Here is a 14,087-nt window from a genome sequence, read left to right on the forward strand (position 1 = left end):
GGGCGCTCACGGGTTGGCCCTCGGCCGGGGCAGGCTCATGGGCAGGCCGCCGTCGCGCATGGCGGCGAAGACCGGGCCCTGGCCGGAGCGGAGGTCGGCAGCGATGTCGCCGGAGACGTCGTCCTTCAGGCGCCGCAGGAAGTCGATGCGCAGCCCGCCGTCAGGCGTGCGGCTGGCCTTCGCCTCGGCCTCGCCCCCCAGGTGATTGTGGATCTCGACGTTCATGCCGCCGCCGGCGACCTCGGCCCGGCCGGACGAGACCGCCGCCATGGCGCGCAGGCTCTCGGCCAGGCCGGAGATGGTCCGCGCCGTCGCCGCCTGCTGCGCCTCGGTCAGCACCCGCTCACCTTCCAGCAGCACTGCCGGCACCTCGCGCGGGCCGAGGCCCGCGGCGGCCGTGCCCTCGTGATAGCGCGGCGCGGTGCGGAACAGCGCCGCCGGCAGCGTCCGCGGCGCCTGGCCGTCGCGGCCGGCGACGCCGCCCTCGTGCAGCGGCGTCACCCCGGTGACCGAGCCCAGCGACCCACCCGCGCCGGGCCCGAAGGACGGCGCGAACAGGCTGCCGAAGATCTGCCCCAGCTCGCCCAGCCCCTGTTGCAGGATCGGGCTGATCGACATCTGGAAGGCCAGCCGCGCCAGCTCGGCGACGGCGAAATCGACGAAGTCGGAGAGCGAGGCCTTGCCCTGCACCAGGCGCACGAAGAAGTCCTCGGCGGAGCGGGTGGCGCGGTCGAACAGGTCCTCGGAGACCGCGGCCCAGTCGCCCTGGACGGCCTCCGCCTCGGCCATGGCGCGCTCGATGCCGGCGGCCCAGTCGGTGCGCCGGTCGAGATCCTCGCGATAGGCCTCGGCCAGCATCCCCTCATGGATGCGCTCGACGTCGGCGGCGAACTCGGCATAGCCGGCCGCGGTCTCGTCCAGCCCGGCCAGGGCCTCGTCCCGCCACCGGTCGGCGGCGGCCGCGGCGCGCTCAAAGCTCGGCGCCAGCTGGTCGAGCCGCTGGGAGATGTCGTCGGTGGTCTGCTCGTGCAGCCGGGCGGTCTCCTCGGCCGCGCGGGCGGCCTCGCGGGTCGCCTTGGCATGATCGCGCTCGGCCTGCTGCGCCAGCAGCAGCTCCGAGACCAGCGCCTCCAGCTCCAGGGCCTGGCGGCGCGTGACCTCGATCTTCGCGTCGGCCGCCTGCTCGACGATGCGGGCTGTCTGCTGCTCGGCCTCGATGTCGATCGCGGTCAGCCGCTCGAAGTCCGGCGAGACCTGGCGGGCGCGGCGCAGACGCTCGATCGCCGCCAGCTCGGCCTCGGCGTCCGCGATCGCGTCGGCGAAGGGGTTCTTCTTCGGCGCGCGCCCCGGCGGGTCGTCGTCACCGCTGCCGGCCTTCGTCTCCGCCGACTTCAGCCGCTCAATCTCGGCGCGGGTGGCGGCGATGCTGCTCTGGAGCTGTTCCAGCTCGGCGCGGGCGTGGTCGATGTCCTCACTATCACCCTGGCGCTGGTGACTTTGGACGAGGCCAAGCGCCAGGTTGTTGGGCTGGCTCCGCTGCAGCAGCTGCCGTTCTTCTTCCCGGGCCTGCAGGTCGGCGGCCAGGCTGTCGAGCTCCGCCGTGAGCGCCTGCTCCCGAAGACGCTGTCCCTGCAGGCGGAGTTCCGCCGTCTCCAGCGCCGCCGCGCGGCTGTTGTCGGTCAGCCGGCCGAGGGCGCGGGCCTGTCGCTCGATGGCCTCGGTCGCGGTGTCCGTGTCGCCGCCGAGGTCAATCATCGACGCGGCGGCTGTTGCGGCCACGCCGGCGACCAGGCCGATTGGGTTCGACCGCATGGCGACGTTGAGGCCGCGCATGGCGATCGCCGCGCCGCCGGTCGCGGCGGCGAAGCCGGCCGTGGCGATCCGCGCGGTGGCGTAGCCGGCGGCGAGCGCCGCGATCGTCTCCAGGTTGCGCGCCGCGAAAACGGTGATGTCGCCGATCGCGGAGGCGACGGTGGAGAGCCCGTCGACCACGGCCGGATCCCGCAGGACGACGGCGAGTTCCTGCGCCGATTCGGTGACCGCGTCGAGGAAGCCGCCCTCGGCCAGCGCCACCTCCAGGTCGAAGATCGTCGTGCCGAAGCGGTTGAAGGCCGCGCGCGCCGATTCGGCGGCTCCGGTCACGCCATCGGCGAATTCGGCCCGCAGCTGGCGGGCGAAGCGCGGGATGAAGTCGTCGGAAAAGAGTTCGCCCTGCTCCAGCATATCCGAAAGCGCCTGTGTCGAGACGCCCATGGCCCTGGCGGCGACCTGGAAGGCGCCCGGCAGGACTTCGCCCAGCTGGCCGCGCAGCTCCTCGGCTGAGACCTTGCCCTTGGAGATCACCTGCTGGATCGCCAGCAGGGCGCGCTCGGTCTCGTTCGACGACCGGCCCAGCACGGCCATGGCCTCGGAGACGGCGGTGAAGATCTCGCGGGTCTGGCCGGCGTCGATCGCCGTGCCCCGGGTCGCGGCCGCCAGCGCCGTGAAACTCTCGATCGCCGGCCGGAGCGAGAGGCCGAGGCGGTCGGCCTCGGCGCGCACGAAGGCCATGGCGTCGGCGCCGGCCTCCGCCGAGCCGGTGGCGACCGCCAGTGCGTTCGTCATGGATTCGACGGCGACGCCGGTCTCGGCGATCGAGCGGGCAACGCGCAGCGCGCCGAAGGCGGCCAGGGCGGCGACCACGCCGCGGACCGCGCGCTCCAGCTCGACGCCGGAGCGGGCCATGCGTTGCTGCTCGGCCGCAGCCGAGCGGGTGGCGCGCTCGAAGCCGCGTTGGGCCTCGGCGGCGCGGTCGGTGGAGCGGTCCAGCCGCTCCAGCCCGGCCTCGGCCTCGCGGGTGGCGCCGGTGAAACCGGCATCCCGGGCGGTGAGCGTCAGGCCGACGCGGTACTCGGTCATCCGCTACCTCCCGCCGCTTCGGCGAAGACGGAAACCGCGCCCGCCTCCAGCGCGCGGAGATCGCCGAACCGCGCCGCCGTCATCTCGATGCCGGCCATGCGCGCCGCCGCCTCGACCGCCGCGTAGTCCAGGGCGGCGGGACGGGAGAGCGGCACGAAGCCGGCGCCGGCGGGAATGAGCTGCATGAGCTGCCGCCACTGGCCCTGGACCAGGGCGAAGAGCTCGATCGCCGGGCCGGCCGAGGCCGGCAGGACCAGCAGTCCCGCCGCCATCTCGGGGCGCCGCCGCCGCAGGCGCTCCAGCTGGTCCTCGCTCAGGCCCCATCGCTCGGCCTGGCGGATCGCCGAGGAGCTGCGCCGCGCCCGGCCGCCGGCGAAGCGCCGGCCGAGCTCGCGGAGTTTTTTCTGGCGTACTCCCGGCCCGACAGCGCCTGCCAGTAGGCCAGTACCGCCGCCTGGACGGCGGGGATGTGGCGCAGGAACTGCGCCTTGGCCGTGTCCGAGAACTCGATATCGGCGCCGTCCGCGTCGCGGACCTCGGTCCAGCCGACCAGCACCCGGCCGAGAAAGGCGGCGTTGGATTCCTTCGCCAGCGGCTCGGCCTCGTCGACCGGCAGCCGCTCGAAGACGGCGGTGAACTCCTGGAAGGCCATGGTGCCGTCCGCCTGGGGGGCGGGCACGGCGACGGGCCACGAGAACGTCTCGCGCTCGGAAAGGGTGAACAGCGGAGCCTCCTACTTCGTGGTGATGGTGATCTCGTCGTCGCCCGACGAGGGCGTGATCTGCAGGTCCAGCGGCATTGCCAGTACGCCGTCGCGGTCGGTGAACTGGCCCGTCTTGATCTGCACCGCCGGCATGGTGATCTCGACGATGTCGCCGCCGCTGGCGCCGTGGGTGATGACGATCGCCTGCGTCCCGGCGGCCGCGGCCTCCTCGACCAGGTTCTTGGTCCCGATCGTCGGCAGGTCGAGGCTGATCCGCCCGGACATCCGCCGGCGGTTGATGCGCACGCCGCGATGGCCCGCCATGTCGTCGAAGCTGGGCCGGCGGCCGCAGTCGATCGAGAACTCGGAGACGCGCATGGCCTCGCCGCCGATGGTGATCGTGGTCTCGACCGCGCCCACCGGCAGGCCCTCTGCGAAGGCGGGCAGCGAGCCGGAGATCTGCGCCGCCGCGGCGATTGCCTGGCGCAGGCCCAGCATCTGGAAGTTGATCCGCGGCACCTGGCCGGCGCGGCCCTCGATCACCGCGTTGCCGCGCGCGCCGAGCAGGCGGCCGTCGACGCCGTCGATGTTGGGATGGATCGTGACCGAGCCGTAGTCAGCCGAGACCGGCTGGAAGTCGACCTTGGTGTCGGCGGTTACCGTCTGGGCGAAGCCGCAGGCCAGCAGCAGCGCCGCCCAGTGGGGCACGGTATCGAGCGCGGCGTCGTCGCCGCCGGCGGCGAGCTCGACGGAAAGGCCGAGGGTGGCGTGCGGCGCGCCGACGAACTGCTTCTTGGCGCCGGCACGGCCGTCGACCAGCTCCCGGTCGCCGTAACTCGCCGCCAGCGGGTTCCACTGTGGGCTGCCGACGCAGAGCACGGCGTCGCCGATCGCCGGCGTCGGGTCCGTGCCCTCGGTCACCTCGGTCTTCGCCAGGATCAGGTACTCGTCGTAATCATAGGGCACGGCTCAGTCCTCCTTGGGCGCCGCGGCCGGCTTCGGCCGGGGCGCGGGTTCGGTCATCGGCCGGGGCGCGGGTTCGGCCATGATCCGGTGGGCGGGATCGGCGGGCGGCGCGGTGCGGCTGCCCTTCACCAGGCGCGCCGGCTTGTCGTCGGCCTCGCGGCGGTAGATGCCGCCGCGGCGGCGGGTGGTCTCGGTCATGACGTCACCTCGCGGGTCTCGACGCCGTCGAAGCGGAAGGCGTCCTCGAAGATCAGGATGCGGTCGGTCAGCTCGGCCAGGCGGCCGGAGACGGGGATCGGATTGTTGCGCCCGGCCGGGTGGCGGAAGGCGACCAGGGCGCCGATCAGCCCGTCGCGGAGATCGGCCAGCTCGTCATTCCCGGCCGCGCCGGTGCCGCCGGCGACGTTGCGCACCACCGAGACGGCCGAGAACGCGTAGGTGATTCGCTGGCGCAGCTTCGGGCCGGTCTCGCGGCCGCCGGTCCGGGTCTCGCCGGTGGGCACGATGAACAGCGCCGGCAGGCGGGGCGCGTTCTCCAGCACCTCGCCCAGCTCCGCGGCGCCGCCGATGTCGAGATAGCCGAGGCCGACGGCCTTCAGGTGATCGATGACGGGCTGGATCTTCATGCCCCCGCTCCCGAGCTGGGCCCGCCGCCCGCGGCGGCGTCGAGGCGGCGGACGACGATGCCTTCGATGTCCTCCTGAAGCGCCGTTGAAAGGCCGATGAAGGGCCTGGCGGGGATCGTCACCTCGCGCTTGCGCACCCAGGCGCCGCCGATGCGGAAGACGAGGCCTTTCTTCGTCTTCGCGCGGATCTGGCCGCCGGTCTGGTGGATCGCGGCGTAGACCAGGTTGGTGCCGACCGAGGCCGTATCGGCGGTCGCCGAACTCGTGATCGAGCGCCGCAGCCGGCCGGCGTCGGTCAGGGTCCGGCCGCCTTCGGCGCGGGCGCGGAGCGACGGCTTCCAGGGCCGTCCGTCCGGCGCGGTCTCCGTGTCGAAGTGCCCAACGGTGTGGCTCTCCATCTGCCCCGCGATCGAACGCATGATCGGCGTGAGATCCTCGCCGGCCTGGCGGAGCCGCCGGAGCCCGCCCCGGGCGCGCTCGAAGCCGTCGACATCGATGGTGAGCTGCAGCGCCATCAGAGGCCCTTCAGGCTCTGCCGCGAGAAGGTCCGGCCCGGGCTGGTGAACTCGGGCGCGCCCTCGGAGGCCGCGGCGCTGTCGCCGGCGTCGTCGTCGCCCAGGCTGAGAAGCCCGCGGGCCACCTGCTGCAGACCCTTCACCGCGGCCTCGTGCCGGGTGCGCACGGTCTCGGGGACGCTGTGGACGTGCAGGTAGTAGCGGGCCATGTCGGCCGCCCAGGCGGTCAGCTGCGCCGGCGGGTCGGCCAGCGGCAGCGTGTAGCGCTTGACCAGGTAGCCGTTGATCTCCGCCTCGGCCGTGGCGATGGCGCTGTCCAGGACGCTGTCGACGATGGCGCCGGCCTGGCCGTCGCGGTCGGTCAGCTGCTCCAGTTCCCGGGCCCCGAAGCGGGCGGTCATGTCGGCCTTGGTGGTGTAGCTCATGGCTCGGCCCCGGTGAGAAAAAGGTGGCCGTCTCTCCGGCCTGTCACGCCCATGCCTCAGACGTCGCAGCCGGCGTCCGCCCGCCGGCGGGCCTACTCACCCGCTCCACGCGCCAGCCCGGCCGGCGCGCTTCAGCACGAGCTTTCGCTCGGGATCTCCTCGGGCGTCAGCTCCCGCCGCCGCCCGCGTTGCCGCCGTCGCTGCCACCCTGGCCGTCGCCTTCCTTCATCGCCCGGAAGGCGGCCCAGGACGTGGCGATCGTTGCCGCCGGGATGGCGAAGCCGGCGATGCGCTCGACGGACTTCGCCTTCGGCGTGCCGTCCCGGGTGAAGTCCTTCGCCTGGTCCAGGCCGGGGAAGACGTCGAGCAGCTTCTCGTGGATCTCCGTCTCGGTCATGGGCGGGTCCGCGGGCGCCGGCGCGTCCTCCAGGTGGACGACCAGCATCGGGTCGGCCAGGATGGCCTCCACCTGGTCGGGCCGGAAGTTGGTGGCGGGCGCCTCGGTCCGCTCGGCCGGCCAGGCGCGGCCGGCGCGGCGGAAGCCGGGCCGCTTCGCGGTCACCACCAGGATCCTGTTCTCGTAGGCGTGCATGGTCATCTCCGTCAGCCCAGCCACGGCACGACCAGCAGCTCGGCCGTGCCCTTGTAGACGTTGGTGGCGCCGGCGGCGTCGCGCTCGGCGTTGAGGATCTCCAGCGCCTCGCCTTCCAGCGAAGGCGGCACGACCAGCAGCCGCGGCATGACGCCGATCGGCCGGCCATGGTCGCCCTTCATCCCCATCAGGCTCTCGCGGGCGATCTTGTAGTTCGCCTTGTTGAGGGTCTGCTTGGAGCCCCAGGCGAACTGCCAGAAGCCGAACCCGACATTGCGACGGTGCTTGATGCCGTACTTGTATTCGTCGCTGTTGAAGACCGGCTCGTCGGTGGGCGCGTCCTGGCGGACCAGCGGGCCCTCCTGGCGGACCTGGTGGATCAGCGGCTTCAGCGGCCGGCTGACGTCCATCAGGAACCAGGGCGTGCCCGCGCCGCCGTCGGTGTTGGCGACCGACTGGACCTCGCCGTTCTCGTCCAGCACCGGGTGGTCGGTGTCGAAGAAGAACTGCCCGTCATAGCAGACGGTCGAGAAGCCGGCGTTGAGCAGGGGCCAGATCAGCTGGTCCGGGTGCGCGGCGGCCGAGCGGCCCATCTCCTCGAACATCGGCGCGTAGACGCCGTACTTGTCGTCCTCAATGTGGTCCACCGGCACGCCGAGGGTCAGCTCGAACTTCCGGTTCTTGATCGAGTAGTCGTGCTGCTGAAGGTTCTGCACGACCCGGTCGCCGAACCATTCGCGCAGGTTCGGCACCTGGCCGAGCCAGCCATACTCCTCCTCGGAAGTGGTCGACGGCACGCGGGTGGCGACCCGCGGCCACTGCGGCTCGTGCTGGCCAATGCCGTTCTGGAAGCTCGCCTTGAACCCCGTAAAGAGCGTGGCGAGATTGCCCCGGTTGATGATCATGGTGCTGGAAGCTCCGCTCAGTAGGTGATTTCGAGGACGGTGTCGGCCACCCGGGCCGCGCTGTTGGCGCCGCCCACGGTGATGGCGATGACGTCGCCGGCGGCCACGGTGTTGGCGGCCGTGGGCGTCGCCTCGTCGACGTCGCCGGCGGCCGAGCCGGCCTCGGCGATCGTGATCACGCCGTTGGTCACGGGCGTGCCGTTGATCGAGAGCGTCAGCGTCGCGTCGCCGTCCGCCAGGGCGCCGTCGAGCACCGAGCGGAACTTCGTGATGTCGCCGGCGAGCGGCGCCACCAGGCGGTAGACGTCGGTGCCGCTCAGATCCGCGGCCTTGGCGTTGAGGAAGATCTTGTCGGCGCCGAGATTGCCGCGCGCGGCGGCCGCGTCATCGACGTCGCCCAGGTCGTTGGCGGCGAGCAGCGCGCCGTCCGGGCTGACCAGGACCTGCGGCCCGGTGCGGACCCAGACGCCCTGGGCGTCCACGTCGGTGACGATGCCTGCGGGGCTGCGCGCGCCGCCATTGCTCGTCTTGGCGACCGTCTGGTCGTCGACGATCCAGCAGGCCTTGCCGATCTCGGAGACCGCGATCGCCTCGCCGCCCTCCGAATTGGCCCAGCGGAAGACGCCCTCGCGGATCCGGACGGTGATGTCACCATTGGCGCCGGCGGAGTTGTCGGCCCTCTCCTCGGCGCGGCCCACGGCCACCAGGCCAGTGGCGGTGGCGCCCTGCTGGACGAAGGCGCCGCTGAGCGCCACCAGGGCGCCGGCGTGGATCAGGGTCGCGGCCTTGACGGGGAGGTCGTGGAAGACGCCCTCCATCAGCGGCGTGTTGCGGTCGGCGGAAAGCGCGGTCACTGGCTGGTCTCCTCGTTCTCGTCACGGGCGGCCTTGAAGGCCTCGGCCGTGAGGCCCATCGACCGCGCGACCTGCAGCTCCTCGGCCGATAGACCGGACTTGTCGGTGTGCGCGGCGGCGGTGGCGATGGCCGGGTCGCGGCCGGCGGCGACGATCACCGGGGCCTTCTCGGCCCAGGCGGCGAAGCCCTCCGGGTCGGCGGTGGCGTAGTTCATCGCCCACTCGTTGAGCGCGGGCGAGACCTTGCCGGCCTTGGTCGCCGCCTCGACGGCGGCCTGCGCGCCGGAGGCGGCGCTCGCCGTCTCCAGCTTCTCGACGCGGGCCGCCAGCTCGTCATAGGCGGGCTTCGGCACGTACTTCTTCGGGTCCGGCTCGGCGGAAGCGGTCTGCAGCTTCGCCGCGACGCCGGTGGCGACCGCCTCGGTCAGCTCGTCCTGGCCGGCGGCATTCGCGACCTTGGCCGCGGCCGTCTCCAGGGCGGTGTGCGAGGTCGAGAGCTGATCGGCCGCCGTGACGATGGCGGCGGCGTCGGCGTCGTCCGTCAGGCCGAACGCCTTCCGGAGCGCGGCCAGCTGTTCCTTGGTCATGGTGGGGTCGTCCTCCTGGGCGTGTGCGACCGCAGGCAGCTCCTGGATCGCGGGAACATTGACCAGACCGGCGCCGACGATGCGGGTGACGTTGCCCGCCTTGTCGGTGCCGAAGGCCGGAGAGATGAAGCGGTAGGCCCTGGACGCCAGCGCCTCGCGGCCCTCGGCGGTCCACTCGACGCGGCCGCGGATGGCGCCGTCTTCCGCCGCCTCCAGGCGGTCGATCCAGCCGACCGCGCGGCCGGTGCGGCCGGGCCGGGGCTTGTGGATGTCGTGATCGAAGTCGATGGGCAGGACGTGACCGGCGGCCGTGGCGAGCGAGGTCTCGACGACCTTGGCCGCGTCGGTCACCCGCCAGGAACCGCGGCCGTCGACGGGAACGACCTCGGCCCCGCCGGCGGGCCAGAGCGTGATCCAATCCCCACCATCGGCCGCCTCGGCGGCGGCGGTGACGGGCTGGGGCTGTCCGTATGCGAATTGCCGATCCATGGGGCCGACTGTGCGGCTCCCGGCCCGGCCGGATAAGGGCGTAACGGTTACGCCCCACGGCCCGCCCCGCCCGGGATGGCGGAGGGTCGGCGGGCGGGGCGACTGTGCCTGGCCGGTCTTGCCGGACTGGGCCAGCCAGCCTCGCAACACGGCGGTCCGCCACCATGACGCCAGGGAAGAAAATTGTCTATTCTGTCGCCGTCAGGCGGGAAAAGACGAGGGGGACCGGGTTGATGACCGAGCCGTCAGGGGAACAAGCCGAAATCCAGGAATGGACGATGAATAGCGATCGCCCGATCGCCGAGCCCGACGAGGATCAATTCGAGCTGACGTCCTTTGCCAGAACGATTGCCCGAGTGATCGCAAAGAATCGCAGCGAGGACAGCTTCGTCCTCGGTGTCCACGGCCCTTGGGGCATCGGCAAGAGCAGCACGGTCGCCCTCGTCCGGCACTGCCTAGATGCCGAGTTTGGTGAGGACAGGGAGAATCTGGAGATCATCGAGTTCAATCCCTGGTGGTTCACCGACAAGGAGTCCCTTCATGCGGATTTCTTTGCGGAACTGGCGGCAGCGATGTCCCTGCCTGATAGGGAGAGAGCGCGTCTACGCGCCATCGGTCACCGCTTGGGAAAACACTCGGCCAGTATCGCGCCGATCGTTGGGCTGATCGGCGGATCCGCCATGGAGAAGGCTCTCAGGGCGACCGGCGGCGTGTTGCAGGACTTTCTTGAAGACCCCAAGGCCACTGTCCCACACGAGCACCGGCGGATTTCGGACGCACTTCGGGAAGCAGGCAAGCGTTATCTCGTGGTCATCGACGATCTGGACCGGCTCGATATCGAAGAAGCGATGATGGTGTTCCAACTCGTGAAATCCTCAGGTCGATTGCCCAACATCACATACATGCTCGTTTTCGATCGAGCTCTGGTCGAGCGTCACCTTAAGGAAAGATTCTCAGGGGCAGACCAGCAGTATCTCGACAAGATCATCCAGGCTTCCTTCGAGGTGCCTCCTCCAGACAAGACTGACCTCCGCTACAAACTGCGGGAACAGGTCCTTCGCGCAGTGGATGCGCAGAACCAGGATGACGAGGCACGCATTCTGGACGTCCTTGTTGACGTGGTCTGGCCCTTCCTCAATACGGCGCGAGACCTGGCGCGGTTCGACAACGTCCTCAAAATCCTTTGGCCATCCGTCGAAGGTGAACTCGACAGGGCGGATTTCGTGGGCATCGAGGCTTTGCGGGTCTTTCTTCCTCTCCTGCATCGGCGCATTTTTGACAACAAGAATGCCGTGCTCCGACGTCCGGCAGCTCGCGGTCTTTCAGAGGACGACAGGGCTTCGATGACGAAGACGTTGTTCGACGGCCTTGATCAGCCATCGGTCAGAGTCCTTCAGCAAGCGCTATCGCGCCTATTCCCGAGGTTGGAGATCTACTGGGGTGGTAGTGGCTACGATTCCGATTGGGAAGCCGAATGGCGCAAGAACCGGCAGATCTGTAGCGAGACCTTTTTCGACTCGTATTTCCGCTATGCCATCGACGACAGCACGTTACCAGCCTCACAGTTGGATCAGATCATCAGTCAGTCGGGGGACGGGAAGACAGTTGCGAGCGCGCTGCGGAAAGCAAGCGCCCGACCCAGGCGCCAAGGCGGGACTAAAGCTGCCTCTCTGCTCGATGAGTTGGTGGTTCGCGCCGAGGACGTGCCCGAGCAGAATATCGAAAGCTTCCTCGGGGCTGTGTTCAGTGTGGTTGACGAGATCAATTTGCCGATAGACGGGTCCAGGCGGTTGGGGGATTTCGAGGACAACGAACTCCGCGCGCACTGGTTGCTCAACCGTTTCAGAGACCGAGTTTCCAAAGAGCAATTCGATCGTGCAGTCGTCCGGGCTGCGAAGCTCGCGTCTCTGCAGTTCCTTCTGAGCCTTGCGGATCGCGCATTACGAAACAACGGCCTGATTGAGGGTCGACGAGGGGCCGAGCGATCCATCGTGTCAAGCGAGGCGGCAATCGAACTGCGTGATCTCGCATTGGAGGCGGTCACGCGGGCCGCATCCGATATGTCCTTGCTTCAAGTACCCGAACTGGTTTCTTCGCTCTATGTGTGGATGCAACTGGAGGAGATGATGGGAGAGGAGACTGTCCGGGACTGGGTTCAGCAGAATCTGGAAGATCCTCAGCTCGTCGTGGCGCTTGCGGGTTCCTTTGTTTCCACGAACCAGTCGTCTTCTGGCCGCAGCAACGTCACTAGAACACGATATTTAGTTCACAAGAAGTTGGTCGCCGGGCTGTGCGATCCGAAACGACTGATTTCCTGTGTCGATGAACTTCTTGCGGGTCCCGGGACGACAGACGAGGAAAAGAGCACGCTACGCCACTTTCGCGAATTGTGGGATGAAGCCTCGGACGAAGAGCCCTTATTCGTAGAGCAATTGGCGCTCGATGAGGCGGACATGACAGAGGAGTAGTGACCATCCGGGTGACCATCGACAGCCTGCACGTCATCAGCAGCGTCCAGACCGTCGGCGGCGTCATTACGCTGTTGTTCCTGCTGCTCACGCTGCGCAACCGCTTCAAAATGCACTGACGCCACCGGCGCCGCGTGCAGGCAGATTGCAACTGTGGCGCGGCGCAATGCGATCGCCGATCATCGCCCCATGGCCGCGTCGCGCACCGTTCTGGATCTGGTCGAGGATCGCATGATCGCGATCCGCTGCACCCGCTGCGGCAAGAACGGGCGCTACCGCCTGCGCACCCTGCTGCGCCGCTTCGGCCCCGGGATGGCGGTGCCGGACATGCTCACGGCCCTTCGCGACGCCGGCCGCTGCCCGCGCCGCGGCGATCGGTGGAGCGGCTGCAGCCTGGCGCTGGCCGAGACACCCGGACCCGAGTTTCTAATAGACGAATAATAGCCACTAAAAGGGGGCAGGAGCGGCGAGAGCCGGTTCCGGGCCCATCGGCTCCCGCCGAACCCGAGAAGCCCCCTGACGGCCCCCTGAGAGCGACCCGGGTTGCCGGCTTCATCGCGCATGCACCAGAATGTTGCCGGACGAGCACAAGAGGGGGCGTGGCCGGCATCATGGCGGAGACCGAGTACGACCTGTTCCTGAGCTTTGCGCGGAACAGCGCGGAGGCGGATTCCATTTCCGACCTAGCGTTTCGCCTGCAGCGTGAGGTCTACGGGGTCGGCCTGAAGAACGTCCATATCTGGGTGGATCGGAGCGAAGACCCCGCCGCCGAGGCCTGGGAGCGGGCGTGCGCCGGTGAAAACGATGGCAGCGCCGTTCTTCTGGCCTTCATAACCCCGGCCTGGTTCTCGGACCCCCTGTGCCGCCTGGAGGCGCAACTCTTCCAGTCTTTCGAGAGACAACTCGGCCGCAAGGACCTGATTCTGCCGGTGCGCTTTCTGCCGACGCGTGACATCGAATTCCCCCGAACGTCGGCCCACCCCAAACTTGCGGCAGATCTGGTGTCGCGATGGTTGCTTCGTGTCGACGACATGGCGGCCGAAGAGGCCAACGGATTTCGAGGCAGCGCCGAAAGGTTGGCGCTTCTCCTCAAGGGCCAACTCGGTCAGCAGGATCGGGAACCGGCGAGATATGGTCAGGCCACATACGGGAAATCCAGCTTTGGGCGGGCCAGACTTGGGCAGGCAAGGTGGAGATCAGCCGAAGAGCTAAATGAGGAGAAAGCGGCCAAGCCGCGACTCGAGGAACCGCAGCTCCGGGCACCGGACCTGCCCCGAGAGGATCTTCGCGCCCTGAGCGTGGAAGAGGGCGCCACGAAGATCGAGGAGTGGTTCCTTCGGAACTACGAACCGCCGGAGATGGGGACGCCAAGAAATGACGGCGAGTACAATTACATCTGGGGTGGCCCCTACGAGACCATCGACGTGATTGAGCAATATTTCGATGACGTCGCTACCTGGGAGCAAATGGAGCGCGCCGCCCTAGAGCTTGACCGGTACTCCTTCGAGTGGGCGCCGCACGGAGCGCGAATCCGTCCGTCCGACGATGATACGTGGCAGAATCGGCAGACGAAATGGGAGGAGGAGACCCGTCCCTGGAACGATGAGCGCTTCTCCGCGGCCAAAGCCCATCAGGACATGCTCCAGCGCATCGAGCAACTGGAAGCGGCACTGGAGAAGATCGGTCAGGGCCCCGCCGGCATGGGTCACAACCAGCCGCCGGAACCCATCCCCGATGAGCTGCCGATCACCCGAGCGGAATTCGAACAGCTGTCCCACGACGTGGCGCATCTGAAATCGCTGCCCGCGCAGCCGGATCGCGACCAACTGACCGAAGTGAAGGCCATCCAGGATCGAACCGAATCTCTCGGCCGGCGGATTGCCGGCTGGATCCTGAAGAAGGCTGACCGGTTCGTAGATGCTACTGTGATCGTGGCCGGCACGAAGGCCGGCTCGGAGATTCTGGGTATCGCGCCCGCCCTGTTGGAGGTCGGCCAGACGATCTGGACATGGCTCACGACGCTGGGCTGGCGTTTGTAGCGACGGGGACGACAACCTGT

General features: G+C 69.1%; 15 protein-coding genes. 3 read left to right on the forward strand and 12 right to left on the reverse strand.

Features of this window, described 5'->3' with window-relative positions; translation table 11 throughout:
* Nucleotides 1–6: 6 nt before the first annotated feature.
* From CWC60_RS11930 to CWC60_RS11985, 12 genes are all read right to left on the reverse strand, one after another.
* Complete coding sequence (locus tag CWC60_RS11930; RefSeq protein ID WP_109792118.1) at nt 7–2,898, reverse strand: tape measure protein; 2,892 nt, start codon at nt 2,896–2,898, stop codon at nt 7–9.
* Nucleotides 2,895–3,170 carry a DUF1799 domain-containing protein gene (locus CWC60_RS11935; protein ID WP_109792119.1) on the reverse strand — a complete coding sequence of 92 codons (276 nt, stop codon included), beginning with the start codon at nt 3,168–3,170 and terminating at the stop codon, nt 2,895–2,897. The genes CWC60_RS11930 and CWC60_RS11935 overlap by 4 nt, the downstream gene beginning before the upstream one ends.
* Nucleotides 3,171–3,211: 41 nt before the next feature.
* Nucleotides 3,212–3,550 (reverse strand): hypothetical protein, encoded by a 339-nt coding sequence (locus CWC60_RS11940; protein WP_109796329.1) that lies wholly within the window; start codon nt 3,548–3,550, stop codon nt 3,212–3,214.
* Nucleotides 3,551–3,631: 81 nt separating this feature from the next.
* Nucleotides 3,632–4,567, reverse strand: coding sequence for a phage tail tube protein (locus CWC60_RS11945; RefSeq protein WP_109792121.1), 936 nt, complete (start codon nt 4,565–4,567; stop codon nt 3,632–3,634).
* A 3-nt stretch (nt 4,568–4,570) separates the two neighbouring features.
* Nucleotides 4,571–4,765: a hypothetical protein gene (locus tag CWC60_RS11950; protein WP_109792122.1), complete on the reverse strand. Its 195-nt coding sequence runs from the start codon at nt 4,763–4,765 to the stop codon at nt 4,571–4,573.
* Complete coding sequence (locus CWC60_RS11955; RefSeq protein WP_109792123.1) at nt 4,762–5,193, reverse strand: phage tail terminator protein; 432 nt, start codon at nt 5,191–5,193, stop codon at nt 4,762–4,764. Before CWC60_RS11955 ends, CWC60_RS11950 begins: the two co-directional genes overlap by 4 nt.
* Nucleotides 5,190–5,708 (reverse strand): phage virion morphogenesis protein, encoded by a 519-nt coding sequence (locus CWC60_RS11960; RefSeq protein WP_109792124.1) that lies wholly within the window; start codon nt 5,706–5,708, stop codon nt 5,190–5,192. Before CWC60_RS11960 ends, CWC60_RS11955 begins: the two co-directional genes overlap by 4 nt.
* A complete protein-coding gene (locus tag CWC60_RS11965) occupies nt 5,708–6,133 on the reverse strand; it encodes a gp436 family protein (RefSeq protein ID WP_109792125.1) in 426 nt (141 codons plus the stop codon). Before CWC60_RS11965 ends, CWC60_RS11960 begins: the two co-directional genes overlap by 1 nt.
* Before the next feature lie 166 nt (nt 6,134–6,299).
* Nucleotides 6,300–6,725, reverse strand: coding sequence for an HI1506-related protein (locus CWC60_RS11970; RefSeq protein ID WP_109792126.1), 426 nt, complete (start codon nt 6,723–6,725; stop codon nt 6,300–6,302).
* Between the two features lie 11 nt (nt 6,726–6,736).
* Nucleotides 6,737–7,630 carry a Mu-like prophage major head subunit gpT family protein gene (locus tag CWC60_RS11975; protein ID WP_109792127.1) on the reverse strand — a complete coding sequence of 298 codons (894 nt, stop codon included), beginning with the start codon at nt 7,628–7,630 and terminating at the stop codon, nt 6,737–6,739.
* Nucleotides 7,631–7,647: 17 nt separating this feature from the next.
* Nucleotides 7,648–8,484 carry a hypothetical protein gene (locus tag CWC60_RS23910; RefSeq protein ID WP_206419693.1) on the reverse strand — a complete coding sequence of 279 codons (837 nt, stop codon included), beginning with the start codon at nt 8,482–8,484 and terminating at the stop codon, nt 7,648–7,650.
* A complete protein-coding gene (locus CWC60_RS11985) occupies nt 8,481–9,560 on the reverse strand; it encodes a phage protease (protein ID WP_109792128.1) in 1,080 nt (359 codons plus the stop codon). The genes CWC60_RS23910 and CWC60_RS11985 overlap by 4 nt, the downstream gene beginning before the upstream one ends.
* A 233-nt stretch (nt 9,561–9,793) precedes the next feature.
* On the opposite strand from CWC60_RS11985, the gene CWC60_RS11990 reads away from it, so the two are divergent.
* The 3 genes from CWC60_RS11990 (at nt 9,794) to CWC60_RS12000 (ending at nt 14,067) form a co-directional block, all read left to right on the forward strand.
* The gene (locus CWC60_RS11990; protein ID WP_164516292.1) at nt 9,794–12,028 is read left to right on the forward strand and encodes a KAP family P-loop NTPase fold protein; all 2,235 of its coding nucleotides are present in this window, start codon (nt 9,794–9,796) and stop codon (nt 12,026–12,028) included.
* A gap of 153 nt (nt 12,029–12,181) precedes the next feature.
* On the forward strand, nt 12,182–12,469 hold the full coding sequence (locus CWC60_RS11995; protein WP_109796330.1) for a hypothetical protein: 288 nt from the start codon (nt 12,182–12,184) through the stop codon (nt 12,467–12,469).
* 170 nt (nt 12,470–12,639) lie between these two features.
* Nucleotides 12,640–14,067, forward strand: coding sequence for a TIR domain-containing protein (locus CWC60_RS12000; RefSeq protein WP_125226062.1), 1,428 nt, complete (start codon nt 12,640–12,642; stop codon nt 14,065–14,067).
* The last annotated feature ends 20 nt before the right edge of the window (nt 14,068–14,087 follow it).

Origin of the sequence: Minwuia thermotolerans (assembly GCF_002924445.1) — a bacterium.
In the GTDB taxonomy this organism is placed as follows: domain Bacteria; phylum Pseudomonadota; class Alphaproteobacteria; order Minwuiales; family Minwuiaceae; genus Minwuia; species Minwuia thermotolerans.

Bases quoted from the DNA above. Each gene is read 5' to 3' on its own strand.
- CWC60_RS11930 (WP_109792118.1), bottom strand. From the start codon at position 2,898: ATGACCGAGTACCGCGTCGGCCTGACGCTCACCGCCCGGGATGCCGGT.
- CWC60_RS12000 (WP_125226062.1), top strand. From the start codon at position 12,640: ATGGCGGAGACCGAGTACGACCTGTTCCTGAGCTTTGCGCGGAACAGC.
- CWC60_RS11955 (WP_109792123.1), bottom strand. From the start codon at position 5,193: ATGAAGATCCAGCCCGTCATCGATCACCTGAAGGCCGTCGGCCTCGGC.
- CWC60_RS11985 (WP_109792128.1), bottom strand. From the start codon at position 9,560: ATGGATCGGCAATTCGCATACGGACAGCCCCAGCCCGTCACCGCCGCC.
- CWC60_RS11975 (WP_109792127.1), bottom strand. From the start codon at position 7,630: ATGATCATCAACCGGGGCAATCTCGCCACGCTCTTTACGGGGTTCAAG.
- CWC60_RS11960 (WP_109792124.1), bottom strand. From the start codon at position 5,708: ATGGCGCTGCAGCTCACCATCGATGTCGACGGCTTCGAGCGCGCCCGG.
- CWC60_RS11940 (WP_109796329.1), bottom strand. From the start codon at position 3,550: ATGGCCTTCCAGGAGTTCACCGCCGTCTTCGAGCGGCTGCCGGTCGAC.
- CWC60_RS11965 (WP_109792125.1), bottom strand. From the start codon at position 6,133: ATGAGCTACACCACCAAGGCCGACATGACCGCCCGCTTCGGGGCCCGG.
- CWC60_RS11990 (WP_164516292.1), top strand. From the start codon at position 9,794: ATGACCGAGCCGTCAGGGGAACAAGCCGAAATCCAGGAATGGACGATG.
- CWC60_RS11970 (WP_109792126.1), bottom strand. From the start codon at position 6,725: ATGCACGCCTACGAGAACAGGATCCTGGTGGTGACCGCGAAGCGGCCC.
- CWC60_RS11935 (WP_109792119.1), bottom strand. From the start codon at position 3,170: ATGGCGGCGGGACTGCTGGTCCTGCCGGCCTCGGCCGGCCCGGCGATC.
- CWC60_RS11950 (WP_109792122.1), bottom strand. From the start codon at position 4,765: ATGACCGAGACCACCCGCCGCCGCGGCGGCATCTACCGCCGCGAGGCC.